At 63.6% G+C, this 26,464-nt stretch carries 24 protein-coding genes and 1 pseudogene; 9 read left to right on the top strand and 16 right to left on the bottom strand.

Annotation, left to right across the window (positions count from 1 at the left end; translation table 11 throughout):
* Nucleotides 1-2: 2 nt before the first annotated feature.
* From X751_RS148740 to X751_RS148755, 4 genes are all read left to right on the top strand, one after another.
* Complete coding sequence (locus X751_RS148740) at nucleotides 3-1,526, top strand: ABC transporter ATP-binding protein (RefSeq protein ID WP_023744944.1); 1,524 nt, start codon at nucleotides 3-5, stop codon at nucleotides 1,524-1,526.
* A complete protein-coding gene (locus tag X751_RS148745) occupies nucleotides 1,523-2,623 on the top strand; it encodes an ABC transporter permease (RefSeq protein ID WP_023744943.1) in 1,101 nt (366 codons plus the stop codon). The genes X751_RS148740 and X751_RS148745 overlap by 4 nt, the downstream gene beginning before the upstream one ends.
* Entirely contained in the window at nucleotides 2,620-3,531 is a 912-nt protein-coding gene (locus X751_RS148750) for an ABC transporter permease (protein ID WP_023744942.1), read from the top strand. The genes X751_RS148745 and X751_RS148750 overlap by 4 nt, the downstream gene beginning before the upstream one ends.
* A 547-nt stretch (nucleotides 3,532-4,078) precedes the next feature.
* Nucleotides 4,079-4,660, top strand: a complete 582-nt coding sequence (locus tag X751_RS148755; RefSeq protein WP_023834618.1) for a hypothetical protein — start codon at nucleotides 4,079-4,081, stop codon at nucleotides 4,658-4,660.
* A gap of 358 nt (nucleotides 4,661-5,018) precedes the next feature.
* Here the strand turns inward: X751_RS148755 and X751_RS1000000167510 are convergent, their stop codons facing one another.
* The gene (locus X751_RS1000000167510) at nucleotides 5,019-5,417 is read right to left on the bottom strand and encodes a hypothetical protein (RefSeq protein WP_196815005.1); all 399 of its coding nucleotides are present in this window, start codon (nucleotides 5,415-5,417) and stop codon (nucleotides 5,019-5,021) included.
* A 2-nt stretch (nucleotides 5,418-5,419) separates the two neighbouring features.
* Entirely contained in the window at nucleotides 5,420-6,523 is a 1,104-nt protein-coding gene (locus tag X751_RS148765) for a LacI family DNA-binding transcriptional regulator (RefSeq protein WP_031204422.1), read from the bottom strand.
* 580 nt (nucleotides 6,524-7,103) lie between these two features.
* On the opposite strand from X751_RS148765, the gene X751_RS148770 reads away from it, so the two are divergent.
* The 3 genes from X751_RS148770 (at nucleotide 7,104) to X751_RS148780 (ending at nucleotide 10,758) form a co-directional block, all read left to right on the top strand.
* A complete protein-coding gene (locus X751_RS148770; protein WP_023672352.1) occupies nucleotides 7,104-8,066 on the top strand; it encodes a sugar-binding protein in 963 nt (320 codons plus the stop codon).
* A 122-nt stretch (nucleotides 8,067-8,188) separates the two neighbouring features.
* The gene (locus tag X751_RS148775; RefSeq protein ID WP_023672351.1) at nucleotides 8,189-9,727 is read left to right on the top strand and encodes a sugar ABC transporter ATP-binding protein; all 1,539 of its coding nucleotides are present in this window, start codon (nucleotides 8,189-8,191) and stop codon (nucleotides 9,725-9,727) included.
* Between the two features lie 44 nt (nucleotides 9,728-9,771).
* Nucleotides 9,772-10,758, top strand: coding sequence for an ABC transporter permease (locus X751_RS148780; protein WP_023684050.1), 987 nt, complete (start codon nucleotides 9,772-9,774; stop codon nucleotides 10,756-10,758).
* Between the two features lie 2 nt (nucleotides 10,759-10,760).
* Here the strand turns inward: X751_RS148780 and phnN are convergent, their stop codons facing one another.
* The 10 genes and pseudogenes from phnN to X751_RS148820 all read right to left on the bottom strand — a co-directional run bounded on the left by phnN (nucleotide 10,761) and on the right by X751_RS148820 (nucleotide 21,254).
* Nucleotides 10,761-11,390, bottom strand: a complete 630-nt coding sequence (phnN, locus tag X751_RS148785) for a phosphonate metabolism protein/1,5-bisphosphokinase (PRPP-forming) PhnN (RefSeq protein WP_023744939.1) — start codon at nucleotides 11,388-11,390, stop codon at nucleotides 10,761-10,763.
* A complete protein-coding gene (locus tag X751_RS148790; protein ID WP_023694645.1) occupies nucleotides 11,387-12,541 on the bottom strand; it encodes an alpha-D-ribose 1-methylphosphonate 5-triphosphate diphosphatase in 1,155 nt (384 codons plus the stop codon). Before X751_RS148790 ends, phnN begins: the two co-directional genes overlap by 4 nt.
* 34 nt (nucleotides 12,542-12,575) lie before the next feature.
* A complete protein-coding gene (locus X751_RS148795; protein WP_023744938.1) occupies nucleotides 12,576-13,283 on the bottom strand; it encodes a DUF1045 domain-containing protein in 708 nt (235 codons plus the stop codon).
* A 151-nt stretch (nucleotides 13,284-13,434) separates the two neighbouring features.
* The gene (gene iolB / locus X751_RS148800; RefSeq protein WP_023744937.1) at nucleotides 13,435-14,247 is read right to left on the bottom strand and encodes a 5-deoxy-glucuronate isomerase; all 813 of its coding nucleotides are present in this window, start codon (nucleotides 14,245-14,247) and stop codon (nucleotides 13,435-13,437) included.
* A gap of 192 nt (nucleotides 14,248-14,439) precedes the next feature.
* Nucleotides 14,440-14,688 (bottom strand): hypothetical protein, encoded by a 249-nt coding sequence (locus X751_RS148805; RefSeq protein ID WP_023672345.1) that lies wholly within the window; start codon nucleotides 14,686-14,688, stop codon nucleotides 14,440-14,442.
* Between the two features lie 9 nt (nucleotides 14,689-14,697).
* Entirely contained in the window at nucleotides 14,698-15,615 is a 918-nt protein-coding gene (gene iolE / locus X751_RS148810; RefSeq protein WP_023744936.1) for a myo-inosose-2 dehydratase, read from the bottom strand.
* 148 nt (nucleotides 15,616-15,763) lie between these two features.
* Nucleotides 15,764-17,622: pseudogene (gene iolD / locus X751_RS01000000163855) on the bottom strand (3D-(3,5/4)-trihydroxycyclohexane-1,2-dione acylhydrolase (decyclizing)).
* Between the two features lie 33 nt (nucleotides 17,623-17,655).
* The gene (gene iolC / locus X751_RS148815; protein ID WP_023744935.1) at nucleotides 17,656-19,590 is read right to left on the bottom strand and encodes a 5-dehydro-2-deoxygluconokinase; all 1,935 of its coding nucleotides are present in this window, start codon (nucleotides 19,588-19,590) and stop codon (nucleotides 17,656-17,658) included.
* A gap of 249 nt (nucleotides 19,591-19,839) precedes the next feature.
* Nucleotides 19,840-20,175 (bottom strand): hypothetical protein, encoded by a 336-nt coding sequence (locus tag X751_RS01000000163850; RefSeq protein WP_023744934.1) that lies wholly within the window; start codon nucleotides 20,173-20,175, stop codon nucleotides 19,840-19,842.
* Between the two features lie 233 nt (nucleotides 20,176-20,408).
* Nucleotides 20,409-21,254, bottom strand: coding sequence for a MurR/RpiR family transcriptional regulator (locus X751_RS148820; RefSeq protein ID WP_023744933.1), 846 nt, complete (start codon nucleotides 21,252-21,254; stop codon nucleotides 20,409-20,411).
* Between the two features lie 212 nt (nucleotides 21,255-21,466).
* Here X751_RS148820 and X751_RS148825 point away from each other — a divergent pair, with 212 nt between their 5' ends.
* A complete protein-coding gene (locus tag X751_RS148825; RefSeq protein ID WP_023744932.1) occupies nucleotides 21,467-22,576 on the top strand; it encodes a Gfo/Idh/MocA family oxidoreductase in 1,110 nt (369 codons plus the stop codon).
* 8 nt (nucleotides 22,577-22,584) lie between these two features.
* Here the strand turns inward: X751_RS148825 and X751_RS148830 are convergent, their stop codons facing one another.
* Nucleotides 22,585-23,283 carry a YafY family protein gene (locus X751_RS148830; RefSeq protein ID WP_023744931.1) on the bottom strand — a complete coding sequence of 233 codons (699 nt, stop codon included), beginning with the start codon at nucleotides 23,281-23,283 and terminating at the stop codon, nucleotides 22,585-22,587.
* Between the two features lie 127 nt (nucleotides 23,284-23,410).
* Between X751_RS148830 and X751_RS148835 the strand changes: the two genes are divergently transcribed.
* On the top strand, nucleotides 23,411-24,046 hold the full coding sequence (locus X751_RS148835) for a LysE family translocator (protein ID WP_023703748.1): 636 nt from the start codon (nucleotides 23,411-23,413) through the stop codon (nucleotides 24,044-24,046).
* A gap of 115 nt (nucleotides 24,047-24,161) precedes the next feature.
* Here the strand turns inward: X751_RS148835 and X751_RS148840 are convergent, their stop codons facing one another.
* The 3 genes from X751_RS148840 to X751_RS148850 form a co-directional block, all read right to left on the bottom strand.
* Entirely contained in the window at nucleotides 24,162-24,677 is a 516-nt protein-coding gene (locus X751_RS148840) for an SRPBCC domain-containing protein (protein ID WP_023703749.1), read from the bottom strand.
* A complete protein-coding gene (locus X751_RS148845) occupies nucleotides 24,655-25,014 on the bottom strand; it encodes a helix-turn-helix domain-containing protein (RefSeq protein ID WP_023672338.1) in 360 nt (119 codons plus the stop codon). The genes X751_RS148840 and X751_RS148845 overlap by 23 nt, the downstream gene beginning before the upstream one ends.
* A gap of 75 nt (nucleotides 25,015-25,089) precedes the next feature.
* Nucleotides 25,090-26,181 (bottom strand): 3-deoxy-7-phosphoheptulonate synthase, encoded by a 1,092-nt coding sequence (locus tag X751_RS148850; protein WP_023695981.1) that lies wholly within the window; start codon nucleotides 26,179-26,181, stop codon nucleotides 25,090-25,092.
* Nucleotides 26,182-26,464 lie beyond the last annotated feature (283 nt).

Raw genomic sequence — 26,464 nt, 5'->3', positions numbered from 1 at the left:
TCATGACCCCGCCCCTTCTGTCGCTCCGCGGCATCTCGAAGAGCTACGGCCAGATCCGGGCTAACGAAGCCATCGATCTGGACGTGGCGCCCCAATCGATCCATGCGATCCTCGGGGAGAATGGGGCGGGCAAATCGACGCTGATGAAGCTCATCTATGGCGTTGAACAGCCGGACGAAGGCACCGTCGTCTGGAACGGAGAGCATCTGCGCCTTGCCTCGCCGGCTGAGGCACGGCGCAGGGGCATCGGCATGGTCTTTCAGCATTTCTCGCTGTTCGAGACGCTGACTGTCGTCGAGAACATCCAGCTCGTCGTCCCCGGCGGCAAGGCGGAGCTGGCGGGGCGCATCCGCAGCCTCGGCCAGGATTTCGGCCTTGAAGTAGATCCTCTCGCCGATGTGCACGCGCTCTCGGTCGGCGAACGGCAGCGGGTGGAGATCATCCGCTGCCTGATGACGGACCCGAAGCTGCTCATTCTCGACGAGCCGACCTCGGTCTTGCCGCCGCAGGCGGTGAAGAAGCTGTTCGACACGCTCAGGCGCCTTCGCGACCGCGGCGTGTCCATCCTGTTCATCTCCCACAAACTGGAGGAAATTCGCACGATCTGTGACCAGGCGACGGTCTTGCGTGGAGGGCGCGTTATCGGCACCGTCGACCCGCGCGACTATGATGCGCACGACCTCGCCCGGATGATGATCGGCCGCGACATGCCCGAGGTGATGCCCGCGTTGGCCATGCCCGAGGGGGAGAAGCGGCTGGAACTAATCGACATGGACTACACGCCGGACGACCCCTTTGCCACGCCGCTCTCCGGCATCAGCCTCACGGTACGATCAGGCGAGATTCTTGGCATAGCCGGAATATCGGGCAATGGCCAAGGCGAGCTTGCCGCGCTTATCTCGGGCGAAGCGATGCTGCTGAAGGAACAACGCGACCGGATTTACATGATGGGCCGCGACGTAGGCACACTCGATGCGGCCGCGCGCAGGAGATTTGGCTTCGCCTTCGTGCCCGAAGACCGGCTGGGACGCGGCGCGGTCCCTGAAATGTCGCTCGTGCTCAACACCGTTCTTACCGCCCATCCTTTCGATCTCGTGAGGCGCGGCCTCATCAACAGCGCCGGAGCGACGGCTTTCACCAACGAATGCATCCGTCGGTACGACGTCCGCGCCTCCGGCCCGGATGCCGAAGCGGGCTCGCTGTCCGGCGGCAACTTGCAGAAATTCATCGTCGGTCGCGAGATGATGCTGTCGCCAAAACTGCTTTTCGTGGCGCAACCGACCTGGGGTGTAGACATTGGCGCTGCATCCGCCATCAGAAGGCGGCTCATCGCGTTGCGCAACCTGGGCGTGGCGATCCTCGTAATTTCCGAGGAACTCGAGGAACTTTTCGAACTCTGCGATTTCATCCAGGTGCTGCATCATGGGATGCTGAGTCCGCCTCTGGTCACGCGGGACACGCGCCCCGAAGACATCGGCAGATACATGATCGGAGCACATGCCTCGCCAGAGAAGGTTCCTGCATGAGCGTTTGGGCCGCGACGTTCCTCCCCGCGCTCGTCCGCCGGGAGCATGCCTCGCTCGTCGCGGCCATGCTGGCCCCGGCTGTCGCGCTTGGCATGGCGATCATCCTCAATCTGGGCCTTTATGTGCTGATAGGCCGAGATCCGGCGGCCGTCCTGTACGCGATGCTTCTCGAGCCGTTCCTCTCCTGGGCATCGTTCGCGGAGGTGCTGCTGAAGGCGGGGCCTCTTCTCCTCATTGCCCAGGGGCTGGCGATCGGTTTCCGCGCAAAAGTGTTCAACATCGGCGCGGAGGGCCAGTTTATCCTGGGCGCTATTTTCGCCTCGGCGATCCCCGTCTGGTTTCCGCAGGCGACCGGGCAGTGGATCTGGCCGCTGATGCTGCTTCTCGGTGCCCTCGGCGGTGCGCTTTGGGCATCTATCACCGCCTTCTGGCGCGTCAGGCTCAATGCGAACGAGATCCTGGTCTCCCTGATGCTGAGCCTCGTTGCGGCGCAAGTCCTCAACTACTTGCTGCTCGGCCCATGGAAGGACCCGGCCGGCTTCAATTTCCCACAATCCGTCATGTTTCAGAACGACGCGATGGTGCCGACCCTGATCACCGGTACCCGTGTCAACGTCTCGCTGCTCATCACACTTGCGCTCTCGCTGGTGGCCTGGGTTTTCATGCAGCGAAGCTTCATGGGGTATAAGCTCAAGGTCGGCGGCCTTGCCCCGCGCGCGGCCGGTTACGCCGGCTTCAGCGAAGGGCGTGCGATTTGGCTATCGCTTCTGATCGGTGGCTTGGCGGCGGGACTGGCAGGCGCCGCGGAAGTCGCGGGTCCGCTCGGCCAGTTGCAGCGCTCGATCTCGACCGGCTACGGTTATGCGGCCATTATTGTCGCATATCTCGGCGGCTTGCATCCAGTCGGCATCATCTTTTCCGCGCTCTTCATGGCTGTCCTCTATATCGGCGGCGACAATGCGATGGTGTCGGCAAACCTGCCGATCGCCGCCGTCCGCGTCTTCCAAGGCAGCTTGCTGCTCGCCTATCTCGGCGCTGTGGCCTTCGTGCGCTACCGCATCGAGTGGCGCCGCCCCCATCACCTGAGCCAGCCATGAACGCCGTCGAGTTCATTATTTCGGGCATGCTCGCAGCGGCAACCCCCTTTCTCCTTGCCGCACTCGGCGAGTTGGTGGTCGAGCGCGCCGGTGTTCTTAACCTCGGCGTAGAGGGCCTGATGGCCCTCGGCGCGGTGCTCGCGTTCATCGTCGTCTACCACGGCGGTGGACACCTGCTGGGGTTCGTTGCCGCCGGCCTCGGTAGCGCCGTCCTGTCGCTCGTCTTTGCAGTGCTGGCACTCGGATTCCGGGCAAACCAGGTCGCGACAGGCCTTGCGATCGGCATTCTCGGCCAAGGCCTTTCGGCGCTGTTCGGCAAAAGCTACGAGAGCTTGACGGTGAAGGGGCTCCCGAAACTTGCCTTTCCCGGCCTCTCGGAAATCCCGGTAGTCGGCAGGCTGTTTGTCCAGGACGTCGTCGTATGGCTTTCCCTTGCCGTGACGTTTGCGATCTGGGCGATGTTTGCCTATACGAGAGTCGGCCTTGTCGTGAGGGCAATCGGCGAGAATCCCAAGGCAGCCCACGCCATCGGCTATCCGGTCATCGCTATCCGTGTCGCGGCCATAGCTTTTGGTGGCATGATGGCGGGTTTTGCCGGCGCCTATGCGGCGGCGGTGTACACGCCCCTTTGGGCGGACGGTATGATTGCCGGACGTGGCTGGATCGCGATCGCACTCGTTGTCTTTGGTACGTGGCTCGCTGGCCGCATCTTCCTGGGTGCCTGCCTCTTCGGCGCGGTTTCGCTGATGAGCCTCGCCGCCCAGGCGACCGGTCTGGACCTGCCATCGCAACTGCTTTCCAGCCTTCCCTATCTCGTTACGATCGTCGTGCTCGGTGTCATCTCGGCGGACCGCCGCTTGCTCAGGCTGAACGGTGTCGCCTCGCTTGGCGAACCCTTCGAACGTTAGCCGGGATTAAAGTGGATTTGCGAAACTCGGCGTAAGTTGAAGAGATTCGAAACGCCAGCGGACGATCGGCATCCGATCCAAAGGGCAGAAACGCCAAACGGGGCGAAGGTATGCCCGCAAGGGTAGCGCTGACGCCGTCGACTGCGAGCAGCGGAACGATGTGGCGCACAACGCGCCCGACATCGGTGGAGATCGTCGCGGGTTTCTTGGATCGTCCCCTTTTCTGCAGTACGAGCCCCATTCTCGAGGGTCCATTCTCCACCGCAGCCTAGGGAAGCGGCGTCGCAAGATGGCCTGAGGCATGCGCCCGGTAAATTCCCGCATGCGAGCACTCGTCCTGCCTGTCTAAGGTTCCGAGTCTAACCGCAAATCCTCGATTTTTTCCGCCAATTCCAACATATATATTCCGGTCGCCGCAAGAAGCCATAACAACGACTTCCAATACTACCTATTCTTGCAGAAACTAAAAACGCTACACTCGCGTAATCATATTGGTAACGGATGCTGTTCAACCTGCGTCCAGGCAACCAGCACGGGGAGCGGCGTTATGGATTTCTTTAAAAGTTTAACAAAGGTCTTGGCCGGCGGCGCGGTTTCCGTAGCTTTGTGCTTTCCGGCTGGCGCGGGCGGGCTCAGTGTGGGCATCGGCGGCAGCGGTGGGGTGGGTGTTTCGGTCGGCGGCAGTGGCGGCGGGCTTGGCGTCGGTGTCTCGGTCGGCGGGAGCAAGGGCGTCAATGCCGGAGCGACGGTCGGAGGCACCAGCGGCACCACCGCCAGTGTCGGCGCCTCGGTTGGCAGCGGCGTTACCGCCGGCGCCGGCGTATCGGTCGGCACGGGCGTCGGGGTCGGGGTCGGCGCAACCGTCGGCAGCGGGGTCGGCGCCGGGGTCGGGGTGGGCAGTGGAGTGACGGCCGGGGTCGGCGTCGGCATTGGCACACAGACAACGACCACCAGCCCTAGGGATCCCAACACGCCGGCGGTGCCGGCGCGGCCGGCGGTGGTTGCCATCAGCGCCATGTCGGCCGGCCAGATCGCCAAGATGAAAAAACGCTGCGCCAGCGTGCTCAGCGGCAAGGGCACCTACGACCGGGACCTGAAGGAGCTCTGCCGGATATTGGCGCGGCGCTGAGTACCGCAACATCGCATCTGCCGTGGGGCGTCAGTCTCTCAGCCAGCCCCAATGCCGCAAGGTGGCGGGCATTCTTAGGGAGAGAGTTTTGCCGAGCGGTTCAGCGTTTCGCGGAAAGGCGGAACCGCTCAGGCTGTGCGCTTTCATCGGCGGCATTCCGCATGGCTTGGTCGCCGAGCCGAAGGAAGCGCGCCGCCCGGTTGCGGCCTTAATCTGACCTCTGCCGTCCGTCCGGTCACCCGTTTGGGCCGGCTCGAAGATTCGCCTCTGGCCTTTTGTATCACCCGCTCTAGCTGCTTTGTGTTAGGCTCGTCATGTTAGCCTTGTCTTGCTGATGGAGGTTTTGATGGATCGGCGATCATTCTTGACAGCATTGTTTGGCGTTGCGGGGGCCGCGGCGCTTGCTACCGCGGTTCGGCCTCTCGAGGCCGTGGCCGGGGTTCCCAATGTCGGTAACGGCATTCTCGATGAACTCGACAAGCAGGATGCCAATTCGTTTGATGACGACGAAGGCGCTGGCGATGTCGAGCAGATCTCGCATCGGCGATGGCACCATCGTCGCCACCACAGGCGGCATGTCTGGAGACGGCACTGCCGCACGTTCTGGCGGCATGGCCGGCTGCGCCGGCGCTGCTATCGCAGGCGCTCCTTTGTCGTCTTGCGGTTCTAACCGCGGCACGTTCCCGGATAGACCCTGCCCTGAGGCGCAAACACCAAACAGACCCATCCCGATTTGCATCGGGATGGGCTGGTTCAACTTTATCCAGCCACAGCTGCCACCGACTCCCGCTGCACCAGCGGGCATTCCAGCTTGGTGATGGGATAGCGGCCGCGGCCGGCAGGCGGCGGCACTTCGAGCTGTTCGATCGCCCATTGGCCCATCGCCATGTGCGGCAGGATCGATGTCGTCAGCGGCGGGAACAGATGGCGGGCGATCTCCTCGTCGTCATAGCCGACGACGGAGATGTCCTGCGGGATGTGCAGGCCTGCCTCCTTCAGCGCTTCGTAGCAGCCGATGGCCGTGCGGTCGTTCTGGCAGAAGATGGCGGTCGGGCGCTCTTTCAGCGCCAAAAGCTTCACGGTCGCGGCATAGCCGGCGCTCGCCGACCAGTCGCCCTCGACCACCAGTTCGGGATCGAACGGGATGTCGGCGGTGGCGAGCGCCCTGCGGTAGCCTTTCAGCCGGTCCTGCGCGGCCTGCATCCACGGCTCGCCGGTGATGATGGCGATGCGGCGGTGGCCGTGGCCGATCAGATGCCGGGTCGAGTTCTGGCCGCCGGCGATCTCGGAAGGCACCACGGCCGGGAAGGCATAATCGGCCGTGTAGCAGTTGAGCAGGATGACCGGTATGTCGAGGCCGTAGAGGAAATCCGGCGCCGTGATCTCGCGGGTGAAGATGGTCATGTAGATCAGCGCCGAGATGCCGCGCCTGGTGAGCGCCGCAATGGCGCGCGGCTCCATGACGGCGTCGCCCATGGTCTGCGCCACGAGCAACACATTGCCGGCGTTCCACGATGCCTGGCGCGCGCCCTCGATGGCGACAACGGCTTCCGGGCTTGTCGCCAGCTGGTCGACAGCGAAACCGATGACACCGTCAAGTCCATCGAAGGCGGGAACAGGTTTGCGCAGCGCCGAGAAGGCGGGTGCTGCGTAGCCGAGCGAGCGCGCGGCGTCGATCACCCGCTCGCGCGTCTGCTGCGACAGCCGGATGCCGGGCGAATCGTTGAGCACGAAAGAGACGGTCGCCTGCGAGCAACCGGCTGCCCTGGCAATGTCGGTCATGGTGACGCGGCCGCCCTTGGCAGCTCTCGCCGGCGCCTTGCGCCGCTTCGCCGTGTCGTCCGGATCCCTCGTCTCGCTCATGGCATTGCGTCCCAATCCCCAGCCTGTCTAGTCGCAAGCCTGCCACACCGACAAGATGGTGTCGCGCCGTCGACCAATGGAAATAGTCGAAGGCGTTTATCTTTATTAGCAGCTTTGAAGTTCGCCGCCATGCCGCTTCGGGCCGCGTGAAATTCGAGGACTGCAAGGCATCAGCTTGCGCGAAGCCGTGCTGCACCTGTTCGGGCAAACTAGACCTAGGGCCACCGCCGAGTGTCCGCGCGAGACCTCTGCTAATAGTGTTTACTAATACAAAACGACGCTGTAACGTCAATCCGCCGTGTCCGGTCAGGTGGGACCCCGTGCGGCGAGAAGTGCACGTGAATGGCCCGATGGCGAGCGGGGTTTGCCTCCGCAAGCCTGGTCTCGGACATGTGATATGTCAGACAAATCAGACTATTTACGAGCACGGGATGAGTCTCTAAAGTCCGTGATCGCGACCGACGACGCCATTCTTCAGCGCCGGGAACCCCTGAGGAGGAGGGCGTCCAAATCGCGAGCGGCAAGTCAGTGAATTCAGATCGGTTCAGTCCGACGACTGAGCCAAAACGGGAGGTTGAACATGAAATCCTTGATACGACATGCATCCGTGGCCACCGCAGCCCTGCTGCTTGGCCTGACCGCGACAGCCATTGCGCGCGCCGACGACAAGCCGACGCTTGCCTTCGTCGTCAACGGCGCTTCCGATTTCTGGAAGGCCGCCGAAGCCGGCGTCAAGAAGGCGCAGGCCGAATTGCCCGACTACAATCTCGAACTCAAGTATCCCGAGCAGTCCTCGGTCGCCATCCAGCAGCGGCTGATGGACGATCTGGTGACCGCCGGCGTCAAGGGCATCATGGTCTCGGCCGTCGACCCCAAGACCTCGACCGACGGTCTGAACAAGATCGCGTCGGAAACGGCGCTGTTCACCACCGACTCCGATGCCCCGCAGACCAAGCGCGTCGCCTATATCGGCTCGTCCAATGTCGACGCCGGCAAGCAGGCGGCCGAGATCGCCAAGAAGGCGATGCCGGACGGCGGCAAGTGCCTCGGCTTCGTCGGCCTGCTCGGCGCCGACAATGCCAAGGAACGCATCCAGGGCATGAAGGACGGCCTCGCCGGCAGCAAGATCGAACTGGTGGACGTGCGCGGCGACGACATCGACCAGGCGCGCGCCAAGAAGAATGTCGAGGACGCGCTGGTCGCCAGCCCCGACATCACCTGCATGGTCGGCTTCTATTCCTACAACACGCCGCGCATCTATGAAGCGCTGCGCGACGCCGGCAAGCTCGGCTCGATCACCGTCGTCGGCTTCGATGACGATCCGATCACGCTGGGCGGCGTCAAGGAAGGCACCGTGGCGGCCACCGTCGTGCAGCAGCCCTTCGAATGGGCCTATCAGGGCATGAAGCTGATGGCCGCCTATCTCAAGGGCGACAAATCAGGCATTCCGGAAGGCGGCCTGATCATCATCCCGACCAAGATCATCGGTAAGGACGATGTCGACACCTATGCCGCCAATCTGAAGGCGATGTCCGGAAACTGAGACCACGAGCAGTTGCGCCGGCTCAGGGTTCGCCTTGAGCCGGCGATCGTGTTGACGGGCCGGCCAAGGCCCGTCAGTCTGTAGCCCACCGGCTGCTGGCAAGCCTGATCAAATATGGCGTGATGAATTATTCCGACCCATCCATCGTCGCAACCACCCCGTTCCTCGGCCTCGAGAACGTGCGCAAGACCTATCCGGGCGTGGTGGCGCTGGACGGCTTTTCCATGGAAGTCAGGCCGGGCGAGGTGATCGGCCTGGTCGGCGAAAACGGCGCCGGCAAGTCGACCTTGATGAAGATCCTCGGCGGCGTCACCAGGCCGGACAGCGGCGCCATCACCGTCGACGGCGTTGCGCATGACGGGCTCACCGTCGAAGGCAGCCTGGGGTCGGGCATCGCCTTCGTCCACCAGGAACTCAATCTGTTCGAAAACCTCGATGTTGCCGCCAATATCTTCTTCGGCCGCGAGCCGTTGCGCGGCGGGCCGCTGAGATTGGTCGACCGCGCCAAGCTGCGCGAAATGGTGGCGCCGCTGCTGAAGCGTGTCGGCGCCAACTTTTCCGCCGATACGCCGGTTGCCTCGCTGTCGCTTGCCCAGCAGCAGATGGTCGAGATCGCCAAGGCGCTGTCGATCAAGGCCCGGCTGGTCATCCTCGACGAGCCGACATCGAGCCTGCCGCTTGCCGAAACCGACAAGCTGCTCGACGTCATCAAGGCGCTGAAGGCCGATGGCATCAGCGTCATCTTCATTTCGCACCGGCTGCATGAGGTCGAGCGCGTCGCCGACCGCGTCGTGGTGCTGCGCGACGGCATGCTGGCCGGCACCTTGCCGAAGAGCGCCATCAACCACGACCAGATGGTCAAGCTGATGATCGGCCGCATGCTGAAGGAGCGCGAGAAGGCCTCCGAGGCGGCGCGGGCGCCGGGCGCCACGGCTCTCTCGGCCAAAGCCATCCGCACCCCCGCCTACCCTGCCCGGCCGGTCGACCTCGACATCAGGCGCGGTGAAATCCTCGGCCTTGCCGGTCTTGTCGGCTCCGGCCGCACCGAACTGGCGCGGGTGTTCTTCGGCATCGACAGCACGCTTGGCGGTGGGCTCGAACTCGACGGCAAGCCGCTTGTACTGGGTTCCGCGGCCGATGCGGTCGCGCATGGCATTTTCCTGGTTCCGGAAGACCGCAAGCTGACCGGCATTTTGCTTGACCTGTCGATCGCGCAGAACATCTCGCTGCCCAACCTGCCGGCGCATGCGAAGCGTCGACTGGTGTCGGCAAGCGCCGAGACCGCCACCGCCGAGAAGCAGAAGAGCAATCTCGGCATCAAGGCGCCGTCGGTGCAGACGCGAACCGGCACGCTGTCGGGCGGCAACCAGCAGAAGGTGGTGCTGGGCAAATGGCTGGCGATGAACCCGAAGGTGATGATCCTCGATGAGCCTACGCGCGGCATCGATATCGGCGCCAAGGCCGAGATTTACGGGCTGATGCGAGCCTTGGCCGATGCCGGCGTGGCCGTGCTGATGATCTCCAGCGACATGGAAGAGGTGATCGGCGTGTCCGACCGCATCGCCGTCATGCATGAGGGCCAGATCTCGGGCATTCTCGACAAGGAACAATTCAGCCAGGAAAACGTGCTGTTGCTGGCGGTCGGCAAGCCGGCAAACTAGCGGGCTTCAGGCGATTGCCGGTCCGGCGCATTGGGGAGAAGACGATGAGCAAAAAAGATCTCGGCCTGCTGATCCTGATCCTGGTGGTCGGCGCCGTGGTGACCGCCATCAACCCGCGCTTCCTTTTGCCGATCAACCTCGCCAACACCTCGAACCTGATCGGCCTGTTCGGGATTCTCGCCATCGGCCAGGCCTTCGTCATCATCACCGGCGGCATCGAATTGTCTGTGGGATCGCTGGTGGCGCTGCTCGGCACGCTGTTCATCGATTTCATCGCTGTGCGCGACATGCCATGGCCGGTGGCGCTGCCGCTGATCCTGGTGCTGGGCGGCATCATCGGGCTGGCGCATGGCTGGCTGATCACAAGGCTGAAATTGCAGCCCTTCGTGGTGACGCTGTGCGGCCTTTTGATCTATCGCGGGGTCGCCCGTTTCTATACCGCCGACGGCACCGCCGGCTTCGCCTTCGGCCAGAATTTTCCCGAGCTCGAATTCCTCACCGCGGGCCGCAGCTATGGCGTGCCCAACAGTTTCATCGCACTGATCGTCATTTCGATCGTCATGTGGGTGGTGCTGCACCGCTCGGTGTTCGGACGCTACCTCTATGCCATCGGCAAGAACGAAGAGGCGGCTAAATATTCGGGCATCCGCACCGGCCGCGTCGTGATGGCCGCCTATGTCATCTGCGGCGTTCTGACGGCGCTGTCGGCGATCTATTTCGCCATGTACACGCGCTCGATCTCGCCGGCCAGCCACGGCCAGTTCTACGAACTCTACGCCATTGCCGCCGCCGTGCTCGGCGGCTTCTCGCTGCGCGGCGGCGAAGGCTCGCTGGTTGGCGTCATCCTGGGCACCGTGCTGCTGCAGGAGTTGCAGAACCTGGTCAATCTGCTCGGCATCCCGTCCTCGCTCAACTTCGCGGTGATGGGCGGCGTGATCCTGATCGGCGTGCTGGTCGACCAGCAATGGGGCGTGTTCCGCGCAAGGCGGCTGATGCTCGATGCCAGCCGCAAGACTGTCGCGGCCGAGTAGCGCTACATCACGCCGGAGATATCCGAGAAGGCCATCGCCTTGCGCAGTACCTCGGCGAAGCGTTCTCCGGCGGCTTCGCGCTGGCCGCCGTTGTCGATGGAGGTGACACCGGGTCCGGACAAAGCGACATTGGCGCTGCGGGCGAGCCGAGCCAGCACTTCGCCGCGCGATTCGCGGCCGCGCTGGGCGAGACGCTCGGCGAGGATTTCCGGCGAAGCGGTGATCTCGACGACAGCCAGATTGGCATAGCGCTCCCGCAGCACCGGGATGACTGCGCGCGAGACATTGGCCACGGCGACATGGCCATTGGCTATCGACCAGTCGACATCGGCCGGGATGCCATAGCGCAGGCCGTGCGCCTCCCAGGAAATGGCGAAAGCGCCGTCGGCCTGGGCCTCGGCAAAGGCGGCGTCGGCCAGCGTGTCGTGATCCTCGCTTGCGGCGTCGCTCGGCCTGGTGATGACCCGGCGGACGAACTCCAGCCTCGTCTCGTCGGCAAACAAGGTGCGGGCATAGCCGATTACCGTATCCTTGCCGGCGCCGCTCGGGCCGACGACGGCGACAAACACGCCGTTGCGGAGCGGAAAGGCCTCGCTGCTGAGTTCGCGCTCGATCGACGCCGAGACCATCAGGCGACCCGGCGCCCTTGGCGCCAGACAGTGCGCACGACCGGCACATGGTCGTCGACGCGCACACGCACCAGATCGGCGCGGCGGCCCTGTTCGATGACGCCGCGGTCGTTGAGGCCGATCGCCTCGGCCGGATTCTTCGACACCATCGCAACCGCCTGCGGCAGGGAAATGCCCTCGACGACGTCGCCGAGGAAGAAGGCCGACTGGATCAGGCTGAAGGGAATGTAGTCGGACGACAATATGTCGAGCAGGCCGTCGCCGGCCAGCGTGCGGGCCGAGACATTGCCCGAATGCGAGGAGCCGCGCATGACGTTGGGCGCGCCCATCAGTACGCCGAGCCCGGCATCCTTCGAGGCCTTGGCGGCTTCCAGCGTGGTCGGGAATTCCGCGACGCGCACGCCCTGCTCGATCGCCTCGTCGACATGGCCTGATGTGGCGTCGTCATGGCTCGCCAGCACAATGCCCCGCTCGTTGCAGGCGGCTGATATCGCCACCCGGTTCGGTCCCGAATTCTTCGCCGATTCCGACATCCGCTTTTCGCAGAACAATTGGAAGTCGCGATCGGTCAATTTCAGCTTGCGCTGATAGTAATGGGCGTAGGTCTCGAGATTGACGAACTGACGCTGTCCCGGCGCATGGTCCATCAGCGAGGCCAGCTTGACCCGCTCGTCGCCATCGAAATTGGCGAAAGCCCGCAAGCAATCCGGCGCCGAGACCTCGCAGCGCAGGTGCAGGAAATGGTCGGCCCGCAACCGGTCTTTCGCGACGCTGTCCTCGATCGCGCCGGCGAGCTTGCGGATGTCGTCGGAGGTAATATCCGCGTCCTCGTCCATGCCGACACGCAAAGCGTCGAGCACGGTGGTGATGCCGGCGGTGGCCACCTGCGCGTCATGGGCAAGGACGGCGGCGATCGGGTTCCAGCGCACTTTCGGGCGCGGCGCATAGTGGCCTTCGAGATGGTCAGTGTGCAGCTCGACCAGGCCGGGAATGATGTAGTCGCCACCCATGTCCTCGCCGCCCATGCTCCCGCCGGTGTGGCCGGTGCCGGCGTCGACGCCGGAGATAAAACCGTCGCGCAGCACGAGCGACCCTTCGACGATCTCGTCGGCAAGCACGATGCGGGCGTTGTGGAGAACAGTTTCGGCGGTCATTCAGGCAGTCCTTGCTTACTCGGACGAATTGCGGTCAGGCGGTTTTTCGGGCAGCGCGGCGGCCGAGCGCATGATGCGAAAGCACCATGAACGGAGCGCCCGGTTCGGTTTCGACGAACAGCGTCAGCGCATCCACCAGCACCGGCTGCTGCAGCACATCGGCGAACAGGCTGTCAATTGCCGCGCGCAGACGTTGGCTTTCCTGCGGCCCGGCCCGGCCGGACAGTGTCATGTGGAAGCGAAAGGTCTCAAACACATAGGGATAGCCCCACTGGCAGAGATTGCGGAACTCGGCCGGCTTCAGCGAATCCGGGCTGCGCCGCTCGATCTCGGCCTCGGTGAGCGGCGCGCGAAAACGGTCGAAGCTAAGCACGACATCATCGGCGAAACGGTTGAGCGGCGGCAGCGGGCCTTCCGGCAGCAAAGCGAAGAAACCATCGATCTGGCTGACGACCAGGCGCGGGATGGTGACCGTCGGCGTTGCTTCGGCAAAGGCGTCCAGCGCCGCGCGCAACGAGCTTTCAGTTTCGTTGGCGGCCAACCGGAAGGGCGCTTTCAGCGTCGCATGAAAACCGTAGCGCCGCGCCGATGCGGTGTGAAAGGCGACTTCGGCCGCCGACAGCTCGCCCACCGCCTCGACCGGCCTGGTGGCGGCGCCAAAGGGGTCGCGACCCAGCCAGTTGGCGGCGATCCGCGCCAGCGGCTCGTCCTGCATCGGGGTGAAATAGATGGCGTAGCGCATCGAAAATCCTCGTCAGCCCGCTGCCATAGGTGATTTCCATGACGGATTGACGAAGCTTATGCGGGTTTTCGAAGGCAAATCGACCCCGCAGGTCCTTAGCCGACGATTTTTCGCTGCTGGACCAACAGCTTCCGCCGCAAGCGAAGGCCGATCAGGCCTTCATCAGCCACTCGTGCTCGGGCGCGTTGTGGAACTTCCACGTCCGCTTCGGCCCGGCCATGACGTTAAGGTAATAGAGGTCGTAGCCGTGACAGGCCGCGCACGGATGATAGCCCTTGGGCACCAGCACGACATCGCCGTCCTCGATCGCCATCGCCTCGTCCAGTTCGCGGGCGCCCGACTTGTCGGCGTCGGTGTAGACCCGCTGGAAGGCAAAGCCCTGCGGCGGGTTGAGGCGGTGGTAATAGGTTTCCTCAAGATAGGATTCGGCAGGCAGATTGTCCTGGTCGTGCTTGTGCGGCGGGTAGCTCGATGTGTGGCCGCCGGGCGTGATGACCTCGACCACCAGCAGCGAGTCGGCGGGCTTGCCCTCGGGCAATATGTTGGTGACGTAGCGCGTGTTGGTGCCTTTGCCCCGAGTCTCCTGGCCGAGGTCGTCGGGTGCGATGACGCGAACGGGCAAGCCGCCGCCCAGGCCCGGCGCCGAACAGACCGCGAGTTCGAGATCGGTGTCGGCGGTGACCGACCAGTCCGAACCCTCCGGGATATAGACCGACCACGGCTTGCCCTCGAAGGGCGACATGCGCTCGCCGAGCAGGCCGAGTTCCCGGCCGCCGGCCCTTGCCGTGCCCTTGCCGGTGACGAACACCAGGCAGACTTCGCGATCCCGCGTCTTGCCGGATGCGGTCGCGCCCGGCTTCAGCCGGTGCAGGTCGAAGCCGACATAGGTCCATCCGGCGCTTTTGGGCGTGACATGGGCGACGCGGCCATGGCCCTTGTCGGCTTTGACGAGCAGTTTCGACATGTTTTGTCTCTCCTATCGCATGTCTTCGAGGTCGGCCTCTCAACTTCGTCATCCTAGGGCGAAGCAGGAGCGAAGCTCCGTCGCGAAGACCCTAGGATGACGAAGCGAGGGACGTTCCGGCCAATCATCGACGTAGGCGATACGCCAGGTGTCCAGTGTCCGACCCGCAAGCCCTTCCGAGCCACGGCCGCTTCATTCCTTCGGTTCGGCGTCCGCCTTCGCTTCGCCGGTCTTCGGTCGATCAGGCGCAGCCTTGCTCTCCTCCACCGGCTTGTAAAGATAGAAGAACTGCCAGACGGCGTAGGCGGCAAAGCCGAGCGCAATGATGCCCCAGAATGGGGTGCCGGAGGCGAATTCTATTCCGGCCCAGATCACGCAGACGGCGACGACGGCAACGCGCCGCCACAGCGGCCGGAAGAACGGGTGCTCGTAATCCTTCATCGGATCGCCTCAGGCATTGGGAAAACCCTGCGTTTCCACCGTGTAGCCGGCCGCCGTCATCACCCGCATCAATTCCTTGTGGCCGACCTGCGCCATCTTGAGCGGCGGGTTCTTCTTCGGGTCCTGCTCGGCCTCGACGACGAACCAGCCTTCATAGCCATGGTCGGCGAAGCGCTGCACAATGGCGCCGAAATCAAGCGAACCGTCGCCAGGCACCGTGAAGGCACCGAGCGCCACGGCGTCGAGAAAGGACTGCTTTGTGCGGTCGAGCCCGTCGATCACGCCCATGCGCACATCCTTCACATGGACATGGCTGATGCGCTTGTGGTGGTTGTCGATGGCGCGCAGCACGTCGCCACCGGCAAAGGCGAGATGCCCTGCATCGAGCAGCAACGGAATGCCTTCGCCGGAATGGCGCATGAAGGCATCGAGCTCCGGCTCGGTCTCGACCACCGCCGCCATGTGATGGTGATAGGACAGCGGCATGCCTTGCTCTGCGCACCATTCGCCGAACTCGGTGAGGCGCCTGGCATAGGCCCTCATCTCGTCATTCGACAATTTCGGCTTGGTGGCGAGAGGCCTGGAGCGATCGCCCTGGATCGAGCGGCCGACCTCGCCATAGACGATGCAAGGCGCATTAACCGCCTTGAACAGGTCGATCATCGGCTGGATGCGATCCTTGTTCTTGCCCATGTCCTCATCGACCAGCGTGCCGGAGAACCAGCCGCCGCACAGCGTCACGTCGGCCTTTTTCAGGATAGGCAGCATGATTTCGGGGTCATTGGGAAAGCGGCGGCCCATTTCCATGCCGGTGAAGCCGGCCAAGCGCGACTGGCGCAGGCACTCTTCCAGCGAGACGTCGTCGCTGAGTTCGGCAAGATCGTCGTTCCACCACGCAATGGGGGACATGCCCAGTTTGGCTTTCAAGTTTTAGCTCCGGTCTCTTGTTCACCCTCCCCCTTGTGGGGAGGGTCGCTGCGAAGCAGCGGGGTGGGGGTGCGGCGCCAGACCCCCACCCCGACCTGCGGTCCGACCTCCTCACAAGGGGGAGGTAGGGGGCAGCGCTGACTTAGCATCAATCGCCAATTGTCTGCATCTGCCGCTTTTCGTCATAGGCTTTGCGCGCTGCGTTGACCTGCGGCCGTGCGGAGACTTCCGGCACCGCGACATCCCACCAATGGCCGCCGGCATCGGTGGAAATCAGCGGGTCGGTGTCGATGACCAACACGGTGGTGCGGTCGTTGGTTTTCGACTTTTGCAGCGCAGTCTCCAGGCCGGTGATCGACGGCACCTTCTCGGCAATAGCGCCCATGCTCGCCGCATGCGCGGCGAAGTCGATGTCGGGCAGGATCTCGTGGCGCGCGTCCTTCAAGAGGTTGTTGAAGTTGGCGCCGCCGGTGGCCATCTGCAGCCGGTTGATGCAGCCATAACCCCTGTTGTCGAGCACCACGATGGTCAGCTTCAAGCCAAGCATCACCGACGTGGCGATTTCGGAATTCATCATGAGGTAGGAGCCGTCCCCGACCATGACGACTACCTCCTGGTCGGGCTTGGCCATCTTGGCGCCGAGCCCGCCGGCAATCTCGTAGCCCATGGTCGAGAAGCCATATTCGCCATGGTACGAGCCGGGCGCGCCTGCCTGCCAGAGCTTGTGCAACTCGCCCGGCAAACCGCCCGACGCATTCAGCAGCGTTACGCCGGACCCCAGCGCGCGCTGCACGGCGCCGATCACCTGCGCGTCCGACGGGAAGGCGGCGTTGGTCGACGCCGTCACCTTGGAGGCTTCGGCCTGCCAAGCCTTCTTGCCCTGGGTCGCATTGTCGGTCCATGTCGCCGGTGCTTTCCAGCTCCCCAGCGCAGCACCGAGTTCGGCGAGCCCTTCGGCCGCATCGGCGACCAGCGGCAGCGCGCGGTGCTTGCCGGCGTCGAAAGGCTGCACGTTGAGGCCGATGATGGTCTTGCCGGAGTTCTTGAACAGCGCCCACGAGCCGGTGGTGAAATCCTGCAGGCGGGTGCCGATGGCGAGCACGACATCGGCTTCCTCGGCCAGCCGGTTGGCCGCGGACGTGCCGGTGACGCCAACCGCCGCCATGTTGAGCGGATGTGTGTCGGGCAGCGAGGACTTGCCGCCTTGCGTCTCGCAGACCGGAATGCCGGCGCTCTCGGCGAATTTCGCCAGTTCGTCCGAAGCCTGCGCATACAGCACGCCGCCGCCGGCGATGATCAGCGGTTTTTTCGCACCCTTCAGCGCGGTGACCGCCGCCGCCAATTCATGCCGGTCCGGACGCGGCCGGCGCTGGTGCCAGACGCGCTCGGCGAAAAAGCTCTCGGGATAGTCATAGGCCTCGGCCTGCACGTCCTGGCAGAGCGACAGCGTCACCGGGCCGCATTCCGCCGGATCGGTCAGCACCTGCATGGTCCGCGCCAATGCCGGGATGATCTGCTCGGGACGGGTGATGCGGTCGAAATAGCGCGACACCGGACGGAAGCAGTCATTGACCGTCGCGGTGCCGTCGGAAAAGTCCTCGGCCTGCTGCAGCACCGGATCGGGGATGCGGTTGGCGAAGACATCGCCCGGCAAAAACAGGACGGGCAACCTGTTTACGTGGGCGAGCGCCGCCGCCGTCACCATGTTGAGCGCACCGGGGCCGATCGAAGAGGTCGCGGCCATGAAGCGGCGGCGGAAATTGGCCTTGCCATAGGCGATCGCCGCATGCGCCATCGCCTGCTCATTGTGGGCGCGGAAGGTCGGCAATTCGTCGCGCAGCTGGTACAGCGCCTCGCCGATGCCGGCGACATTGCCGTGACCGAAGATCGCCCAGACACCGCCGAAGATGGGCACTCGTCTGCCGTCGATCTCGGTCATCTGCTNATCTGCTTGCTCAGAAAGCGGGTCAGCGCCTGCGCCATCGTCAGGCGGATTGTCTTGCTCATGGTGTTTTCCTCCGCAGTCCTCTTGCCGCGCCTTTATGCTGCTTTACGGCCACGCGCGGCAAGCCACGCTTCGGTCAACTGTTCGAAGCGCGCGGCCATGTCGGCGATAGCCTCGTCATCCGTCATCTTGCCTGCCAGCCATCGTTCGGCGGCGTGGACGAAGATGGTGCGGCCGACGGCAAAGCCCTTGACGATCGGCGCCTTGGCGGTGGCGGCAAAGGCCGCTTCCAGTTCGTCCTGCGGCGCTTCGAGACCCAGCAGCACGACGCCACGACACCAGGGATCGTGCTTCAGGATCACCGCTTCGATCTTGGCCCAGGCGCCGGCCGACGCCTGCGGTTCGAGCTTCCACCAGTCCGGCTTGATGCCAAGCGCATAGAGTTCTTCCAGGGCGCGCGGGATGGTCGTTTCGTCGAGCTTGCCGTGCTTGCCGGCGATGATCTCGACCAGAAGCTCCCGGCCGACCTTCCGCGCGGCTTCGAACAGCGAGCGCAGCTTCTGCTGCTGCTCATCCTTGAGCGCTGCCGGATCGTCGGGGTGATAGAAGCACAGGCATTTGATGCAGTGGTCGACCGGCCATTCCACCAGTTGCGAGCCGATGTCCTGCGAGAACTCGAAGCGCAGCGGCCGCGAGCCCGGCAGTTCGACGGGACGGCCGAGCCAGGCAAAGGGGTGGCGGGCGAATTCGAACATCGCTTCGCGGCCATGCTTCTCGTCGATCAGCATGCCATAGCCGTCGCGGCCGGCGGCGACTTTCGCCGCAGCCTTGACCGCCAGCACCTTGAAATCGCGGATGCGCGCCGGATCGGCGCCGGTCTTTGCCGCGACGTCCTCAAGCTGCACACGGTGGTCGCAGGCGAGCGCCATCATCGAGGGGATATCGCGGCGGCGGGTCGTCGCCCAATGGATGTGGTTGATCGCCTCGTCCTTGCGCAGAGCGAGGTGCTTGCTGCCGTTCCTGAGGAAGAACTGCAATTCCTCGAAGGTCGGATATTCCGGCGCGCAGAGCAGCCGCGACACGGCGAAGGCGCCGCAGGCATTGGCCCAGGTCGCCGCCGTCGCGTGGTCTTCGCCTCCCAGCCAGCCGCGCAGGAAACCGGACATGAAGGCATCGCCCGCGCCCAGCACATTATAGATCTCGATCGGAAAGCCCTTGCCGACGATGCCGTCTTCCAGATCGTCGCTGACCGGCCCGTCATAGACGATGCAGCCCATGGCGCCGCGCTTCAGTACGATGGTTGCCTTGGACAGCGCGCGGATCGTCTTCAGCGCGCTCAGGCAATCGTCGGCGCCCGAGGCGATCATGATCTCTTCCTCGGTGCCGACGATGAGGTCGCAATCGGGCAGCACCGTCTTCAGCTGGGCCGAGACGCGGTCGGATTTGACATAGCGCTCAAAACCTTCGGCATGGCCGGCGAGCCCCCAGAGGTTGGGGCGGTAGTCGATGTCGAACACCACCTTGCCGCCCCTGGCCTTGATGATGCGGATCGCCTTGCGCTGGGCGGCGTCGCTGTTGGGCCGGGAAAAATGCGTGCCGGTGACGACGATCGAGCGGGCCGAGGCGATGAAGGCTTCATCGATGTCTTCTTCGGCGAGCGCCATGTCGGCGCAGTCGCTGCGATAAAAGATCATTGGCGAGACGCCTTCGCTCTCGACCGAAAGCAGCACCAGGGCCGTCAGCCGTTCCTGGTCGGTCTTGAGCCCATCGACATTGACGCCTTCGCGCCGCAGCTGCTCGCGGATGAAGCGGCCCATCTGCTCGTCGCCGACGCGGGTGAGCAGCGCCGAGCGCAGGCCTAGTCTCGCCGTGCCAACCGAGATGTTGGCCGGGCAGCCGCCGACCGATTTGGCAAAGGAGGTGATGTCCTCCAGCCGCGAGCCGATCTGCTGGCCGTAAAGGTCGACGGAAGCGCGACCGATGGTGATGACATCGAGCGTCGCCTGTTTGGCGTCCACGGCTTCGCTCATTGGAACCTCCCGTCGGTCTTGTTGTCTTGAGCAACGTAGTTGGGGGACACGCGCGAGCGGCAGCGTGGCGCCGGGAATATGAAATAATAATTCCAATCCATAGTCAATATGGAATGAGCATTCCTTCCTTTAAAAGTGCCGAAGAGCGATGGCTGCTGGAGACTTAGGATGGAGACCCGTTACCGCGCAACCAGATGTGGATCGAGACGAGTTTGAGGGGGAAAGCCGCCAGCCGACAAAACGATTCGGTTATGAAAAAGCACGCCAGACCACACTCCCAAGGTCGGGAGAGTAGCGGGCGATGATAGCCTCCTGATCATTTTCCTGCGTCAGAGTTACCTGCTTCCCAGTAGCGTCACCTAGCAATCGCACAAAGCGGTCAAGGTGCTCAATCTCAGTTTCTCCGCTGACTTGCCTAGGATCGAAGTCGAACTCGATTTCGACAACGGTGAAGAAGTGACATGCAAGCTGGATTGGCCCGACGTAAAAAGAAAGTAGGCTGTCTGTTTCGCTTTCCAGGGCGGCTTCGACCCCCAATGGCATCGATTCGATCTTGCCGGAGACACTGAAATTGGCGGGGTCCATTCGAGGAGGATGTCCCAGACGGCCTGCCAATCTGCCTCAGACGTGTTCAGAACGTAGATATCTCGCCATGAGCCGTCCCAAGCGAAATCCGATGCGATCTGTTCCCAATTCATGCATGAACCATTCTCGATGAACTTCGGTTCTAGCATGGCATACGGGATGATCCCTTTCCACAGATCCCAAGTCCGCATTTTCCGGACGGAAAACCGCTTCACGCCTTTTTCTGGGATTGCCTAGACCTTGCGCTTCTTTCCGGTGCTGCGCCGCTTCTCGCCGACGCCGACGGTGAGCGCCATGGCCAGCGCCATGGTGGCCGACAGCGAGCGGAAGCCGGCAAAATCGGCCTCGGCAACCTCGAACCAGACCTTGGCGAACTGCGCTAGTGGCGAAAACGAACTGTCGGTGATGGCGATGATCGGCACGCCCTGTTCGGAAATGGTGCGGGCCTCCTCGATGGTGGCCGGCGCATAGGGCGAGAAACTGATGGCAATGACGGCGTCCGCCGGGGTGGCGAAGGCGACCATCTCGGCATTGAGGCCGGCGGCGGATTCGATCAGCTGGTTGCGGATCTTCAGCTTGCCCAAGGCATAGGCAATGTAGCTCGCCACCGGGTAGGAGCGGCGCTTGGCCAGGACATAGATGGTCTCGGCCTTGGCCAGCAGCGAGATCGCGTCTTCCAGATGCGCCTCGTCCAGCGAGCGCGAAATGTCGTTGAGCGAAGTGCTGGCGGCGGCGACGAAGCCGTCGAAGATGGCTCGGTGTCCAGCACCCGCATCGGCCTTGGCGCGCAGCGCCTGCAGGCGTTCGTCATAAGAGGAATTGCGCTCGCGCAGCCGCTCGCGAAACACCTGCTGCAGGCTGGTGAAGCCGTCAAAGCCTAGTTGCTGGGCAAAGCGGATCAAGGTGGACGGCTGCACGCCCGCCGAAGCGGCGATGCTGGCGGCGGTGCCGAAGGCGATGTCATCGGGATTGTCGAGCGCATAGGCGGCGATCTGGGCGATGCGCTTGGGCAAGGTTTCACGGCGATCGAGGATCGTGGCGCGCAGCGTCTCGAAGTCGCGAGGTACCCGTTCGTCCATCGTCGCCCCGTCCAAGCTCATCTAGAGCATGATGCCGAAAAGTGTGCAGCGGTTTTCGGACGACATCATGCTCTCTTTAACCCAAGTGACGTCCTCTCTGCCCCATCATAGCGAGCCTGCGCAAGAAGGCCATAAAAAATGAGCAGACATTCCATTCGGAGAAGAAATGGACTAATTCATCCATCGATCGCTTCAGGTATTGGGAGAAAGAAATGGTCGGCGTTGGTCTTATTGGCACGGGTTTCATGGGCAAATGCCACGCCATTGCGTGGAGCGCCGTCGGCGCCGTCTTTCCCGATGTCGCCAAGCCGAAGCTGGTCCATCTCGGCGAGGTCAACGAGGAGCTGGCCAAGCGCAAGGCCGGTGAGTTCGGCTTCGCCAAGGCGTCGGGCGACTGGCGTGCCGTCGTCAACGACCCCGAGGTCGATATCGTCTCGCTGACCACGCCCAACCAGTTCCATCCGGAGATGGCCATCGCTATTCTCGAAGCCGGCAAGCATCTGTGGTGCGAGAAGCCGATGGCGCCGAGCTTTGCCGAAGCAGCGGCGATGGCGGCCGCGGCGAAGAAGTCCGGCAAGGTCGCAGCGCTTGGCTACAACTACATACAGAGCCCGGCCATCCGCCACATCGGCGCGCTGCTCGAGGAAAAGATCATCGGCGAGGTCAACCATCTGCGCATCGAGATGGACGAGGACTTCATGGCCGACCCCGAAGCGCTGTTCTTCTGGAAGCATGAGGCCGCATCCGGCTATGGCGCGCTCGACGATTTCGCCGTGCATCCGCTGTCGCTGGTCTCGACGCTGTTCGGCCGCGTCGCAAAAGTCATCTGCGACATGGCCAAACCCTATGTCGACCGCAAGCTGGCCAGCGGCGGCCGCCGTGCGGTGGAGACCTACGACATCGCCAGCGTTTTGATGCATCTGGAAAACGGCATTGCCGGCACGCTGCTGGTCAACCGCTCGGCCTGGGGCCGCAAGGGCCGCATCGCCATACAGATTTTCGGCTCCAAGGGATCGATCCTGTTCGACCAGGAGCGGATGAACGAAATCCAGCTCTACGTCACCGCCGATCGCCCGACCGAACAGGGCTACCGCACCATATTGATGGCGCCGCACCACAAGCCTTACGACGCCTTCCTCCCGGCGCCGGGCCATGGGCTCGGTTTCAACGACCTCAAGATCATCGAGTGCCACGAATTGCTGACGCGGCTTGCCGGCAAGCCGGCACGGGTCATCGAATTTGCCGAAGGGCTGGAGATCGAGCGCACCGTGCACGCGATGGCGAGGTCGTTCGAGGAGAAGCGCTGGGTGGATGTGCGGTAAGATCCGCTTCAGCCGCCAGCGACAGCGTTCGCCTCCCAGCCACTGACCCAGACCTGCCGCAGGCGATCGCCTTCGCCCTTGAAGCGCAGCCCGGTCGCCCGGCAATTCGCGATGCGGTCGCTGCGGAAATTGCGGATGGCCTGGCGCAATTCGCACCAGGCGACGATGTTGGCGGTCTCTGAATAGTAGATCAGCGCGATCGGACGGATCAGCCGCTCGGAGGCGCGGCCGATTTCGTCGCGATAGGACAGGTCGAGCTTTTCCTCGTCGCGGATTGCGCGGCGCACCAGCGCCAGATCGATGGTGCCGATTGCCGGTGCAGCGAGCCCCCAGACATGCAGTGCGTTGGCGTCGAACGCCTGGCGCAACGGCGGCGGCACGGCGCCGGCGATCTTGGCGCTGACGCGCTTGGCCGCCTGCTTGAGCTCGCTGTCTCCCGTGCGCTCCAGCAGCGCCAGCGACAGGACGATCGCCTCCATCTCCTCGATCGAAAACATCAGCGGCGGCAGGTCGAAGCCGGGCCGCAATATATAACCGATACCGCGCCCGCCTTCGATCGGCACGCGCATCGCCTGCAGTGCGGCGATGTCGCGATAGATCGAACGCATCGTGACTTCCAGCTGCCCGGCGATCATGGCCGCCGTCACCGGCTGCCGCGCCAGCCGCAGGATCTGGATGATCTCGAACAGGCGCGACGCCTTGCGCATTTCCTCTTCCCTGATGAAACGCTACTGACACATCCCCGTCAGTTGGGATGATTTATTGACTGCCTATCGGGTTGAAAATCAACAAATTCCTCAACGGCACCCCAGCAGGAAGCGACAGGCAACTGACATGAGTTACGCGGAAAATCTCTGGCTGTTCTTTATCCTGCTGTCCGGCATCATCATCGTGCCCGGCATGGACATGCTGTTCGTGCTTGCCAATGCGCTCACCGGCGGCCGCGACCGGGGCCTCGCCGCCACCGGCGGCATCATGGTCGGCGGCATCGTGCACACGCTGAACGGCGCCATCGGCGTCGGCCTGCTGATGCATTTCGTACCGATCCTGTACAAGCCGCTGCTGATAGCCGGCGCCGCCTACATGGCCTTCATCGGCATCTCGCTGATGCGCAGTTCCATCACCGTCGGCCATGACGGGCCCGCCGGCAGCCGTACGGCCTGGAAGGCCTTTCGCCAGGGACTGGTGACCTGCCTGATCAACCCGAAGGCCTATCTCTTCATATTTGCCGTCTATCCGCAGTTCCTGAAGCCGGATTACGGCCCGATCTGGATGCAGGCGACGGTCATGGGCTTGCTGACGGTGGCGACTCAGGCCGCGATCTATGGCGGGCTCGCCATCACCGCCGGCCGCAGCCGCAATCTGCTGGTGGCCAATCCGCGGAAGACCGCGTTTGCGGGCCGGGCGGCCGGACTGCTGCTGTTTGCGGTCTCGGTGTTTACGGCATGGGAAGGGTTGAGGGCAGCGTGATCCCGATCAAGCGATGACGCCGCGTTTCTTCGCCTCGGCGCGGCGCTTGCGGATCACTGTCCCGGTCTTTTCGTCGTCGAGGGCGGCAGCTACCCCGTCCGCGAGACCGATGACGTCATGACCGCCTCACGCCTTCGCCCAAGACGACGAGAAGCTCGTCCAATTGCTCGAACGTCTCGCCCATCGCATCCGCCGCCCCGGTACCGGCCGCGTCGAGAGCCTCCTTCGAGGGATAGAGTTCGTGCATGACCAGCAGCGTATTACCACCCTTTTCCTCGAAGGTCAGCGTGGTGACGGGTCCACCGTCACCACCTTCGTCATTGGTCCAGACAAGGCGTGAGTGCGGTGTCACTTCGATATACCTGCCGAAGAATTCGTGAAGGTCCGAGGCGTCGTGGCCGAACACCAGGCGGTACGTGCCTCCGGTACGAGCATCCATCTCACATGAACGCAGGAACATGCCCATCGACTTCGGCACCCACCACTGCTTGAACAGCTCGGGCTTCGTCCACGCCTCGAACACGATGCGCGCCGGACCGTTGACTGTTCGCGTGACGACCAGCTCGCGCTCGGACTTCCGTTCGACCGTCGTGCGGTTGTTCGTGGGCTCACTCTCGGTTCTTTGGCGCATCGGCTTTCTCCTTCCGTTTCAATTCCTCGACAACCTTGTCCAACTCGTTGAAGCGTGCGTCCCAGAGCAGGCGGTGCCGCTCGATCCAGGCCGCCTCTTCCTCCAGTCCGCGCAGGCCGAGCTTGCAGGTCCGCACGCGGCCAACCTTCTGCGTGGTGACGAGCCCCGCCTGCTCCAGGACGCCGACGTGCTTCTTCATGCCCGTGAGGGTCATGTGGAATTTTCCGGCAAGCTCGGTGATCGAAGCGTCTGCGCGTCCGAGCTGCTCCAGAACGCCACGCCGGGTGGCGTCCGAGAGCGCGGCGAACGAGGAATCCAAGTCGGTATACTGAACCATACGGTTCAGTATTTAGCAGACCGGTTGCCGGGGTGCAAGGGGAGCCGCAGCGTCCTTCCCGCGCATCGCCTCGTATCAGGCGGCGCCCGGCCGGTTCTCCATCATGGCGCGGCGGGCTGAGCGGCGCCATTCTACGGCGCCGGCGAGGCCGTGCAGCACAGTCTCTGTGGTCGCCCAGTCGATGCAGCCATCTGTGATGCTCTGGCCATAGACGAGCGGCTTGCCTGATACCACGTCCTGCCGGCCGGCGACGAGATTGCTCTCGATCATGACGCCGATGATACGCTCGTCCCCTGCTGCCACCTGGCCGGCGACATCGGCCGCCACCTTCGGCTGGTTCTCCGGCTTCTTGCTCGAGTTGGCGTGGCTGACATCGATCATCAGACGGGGGGCGACGCCGATGCGGGCAAGTTCGACCGAGGCCGCCTCGACGCTCGCCGCATCGTAATTCGGCTGAACGCCGCCGCGCAGGATGACGTGGCAGTCCTCATTGCCGGTAGTAGTCGCAATGCCGCTGCGTCCGCCCTTGGTCACCGCCATGAAATGATGCGGCTGAGCGGCGGATTTCACCGCCTCGGCGGCGATCCTGAGATTGCCGTCGGTGCCGTTCTTGAAGCCGACCGGGCAGGACAGGCCGGAAGCCAGTTCGCGGTGGATCTGGCTCTCGGTGGTGCGCGCGCCGATGGCGCCCCAGGCGACGAGGTCGGCAATGTATTGCGGCGTCGTCATGTCGAGAAATTCGGTGGCCGAGGGCAGGCCGAGATTGTTGACCGCCGACAGCACGTTGCGCGCCATCCGCAGTCCCTTGTCGATGTTGAAGCTGCCGTCGAGATCGGGGTCGTTGATAAGGCCCTTCCAGCCGACAGTCGTGCGCGGCTTTTCGAAATAGACCCGCATGACGATCTCCAACCGGTCGGACAGGGTCTCGCGCAGCGCCACCAGCCGGCTGGCATAGTCAACGGCTGCGACCGGGTCGTGGATCGAACACGGGCCGACGATGACAAGCAGCCGGTCGTCGGTGCCGTTCAAGATGGCATGGGTGGCGTTGCGTGATGCGCTCACGGTGCGCGTTGCCGTCAGCGTGCGCGGGATCTCCCGCATCACCTCGTCCGGCGTACTCAATTCTCGGATTTCCTTGACCCGAAGATCGTCTGTGGTGGTCAACACGGCTTTCTGCTCCTGTTTTTAGGAGACCTGCCGGCTGATACAAAAAAGCCGCCAGGTCTGGCGGCTGTTCGGACTTGTTGCTGCAATCTTCAGATCGAGCGCAATCCTCCCGCCGCCAGCGAGCTGCTAAAGTACCAATACGAGGCGGTCAGGTTGATCATCAGGCGTCATATAGTCGATGCCGAGGCGCTTGTCACGTGGGGTATGCGGAGACAATTCGGGATGGGCCGAATCCTCGCGATTTCGTCATCCCTGGGCGGAGCAGGAGCGAAGCTCCGTCGCG

It is taken from the genome of Mesorhizobium sp. LNJC394B00 (assembly GCF_000502555.1).
Classification (GTDB): Bacteria; Pseudomonadota; Alphaproteobacteria; order Rhizobiales; family Rhizobiaceae; genus Mesorhizobium.
This window is presented reverse-complemented; position numbering and strand designations above follow the sequence as displayed.

What these genes read in the sequence shown, in the direction of transcription:
- X751_RS148740 (WP_023744944.1), top strand. Translation starts at nt 3, where the DNA reads ATGACCCCGCCCCTTCTGTCGCTCCGCGGCATCTCGAAGAGCTACGGC.
- X751_RS148745 (WP_023744943.1), top strand. Translation starts at nt 1,523, where the DNA reads ATGAGCGTTTGGGCCGCGACGTTCCTCCCCGCGCTCGTCCGCCGGGAG.
- X751_RS148750 (WP_023744942.1), top strand. Translation starts at nt 2,620, where the DNA reads ATGAACGCCGTCGAGTTCATTATTTCGGGCATGCTCGCAGCGGCAACC.
- X751_RS148755 (WP_023834618.1), top strand. Translation starts at nt 4,079, where the DNA reads ATGGATTTCTTTAAAAGTTTAACAAAGGTCTTGGCCGGCGGCGCGGTT.
- X751_RS148765 (WP_031204422.1), bottom strand. Translation starts at nt 6,523, where the DNA reads ATGAGCGAGACGAGGGATCCGGACGACACGGCGAAGCGGCGCAAGGCG.
- X751_RS148770 (WP_023672352.1), top strand. Translation starts at nt 7,104, where the DNA reads ATGAAATCCTTGATACGACATGCATCCGTGGCCACCGCAGCCCTGCTG.
- X751_RS148775 (WP_023672351.1), top strand. Translation starts at nt 8,189, where the DNA reads ATGAATTATTCCGACCCATCCATCGTCGCAACCACCCCGTTCCTCGGC.
- X751_RS148780 (WP_023684050.1), top strand. Translation starts at nt 9,772, where the DNA reads ATGAGCAAAAAAGATCTCGGCCTGCTGATCCTGATCCTGGTGGTCGGC.
- X751_RS148790 (WP_023694645.1), bottom strand. Translation starts at nt 12,541, where the DNA reads ATGACCGCCGAAACTGTTCTCCACAACGCCCGCATCGTGCTTGCCGAC.
- X751_RS148795 (WP_023744938.1), bottom strand. Translation starts at nt 13,283, where the DNA reads ATGCGCTACGCCATCTATTTCACCCCGATGCAGGACGAGCCGCTGGCG.
- iolB (WP_023744937.1), bottom strand. Translation starts at nt 14,247, where the DNA reads ATGTCGAAACTGCTCGTCAAAGCCGACAAGGGCCATGGCCGCGTCGCC.
- X751_RS148805 (WP_023672345.1), bottom strand. Translation starts at nt 14,688, where the DNA reads ATGAAGGATTACGAGCACCCGTTCTTCCGGCCGCTGTGGCGGCGCGTT.
- iolC (WP_023744935.1), bottom strand. Translation starts at nt 19,590, where the DNA reads ATGAGCGAAGCCGTGGACGCCAAACAGGCGACGCTCGATGTCATCACC.
- X751_RS01000000163850 (WP_023744934.1), bottom strand. Translation starts at nt 20,175, where the DNA reads ATGGACCCCGCCAATTTCAGTGTCTCCGGCAAGATCGAATCGATGCCA.
- X751_RS148820 (WP_023744933.1), bottom strand. Translation starts at nt 21,254, where the DNA reads ATGGACGAACGGGTACCTCGCGACTTCGAGACGCTGCGCGCCACGATC.
- X751_RS148825 (WP_023744932.1), top strand. Translation starts at nt 21,467, where the DNA reads ATGGTCGGCGTTGGTCTTATTGGCACGGGTTTCATGGGCAAATGCCAC.
- X751_RS148830 (WP_023744931.1), bottom strand. Translation starts at nt 23,283, where the DNA reads ATGCGCAAGGCGTCGCGCCTGTTCGAGATCATCCAGATCCTGCGGCTG.
- X751_RS148835 (WP_023703748.1), top strand. Translation starts at nt 23,411, where the DNA reads ATGAGTTACGCGGAAAATCTCTGGCTGTTCTTTATCCTGCTGTCCGGC.
- X751_RS148840 (WP_023703749.1), bottom strand. Translation starts at nt 24,677, where the DNA reads ATGCGCCAAAGAACCGAGAGTGAGCCCACGAACAACCGCACGACGGTC.
- X751_RS148845 (WP_023672338.1), bottom strand. Translation starts at nt 25,014, where the DNA reads ATGGTTCAGTATACCGACTTGGATTCCTCGTTCGCCGCGCTCTCGGAC.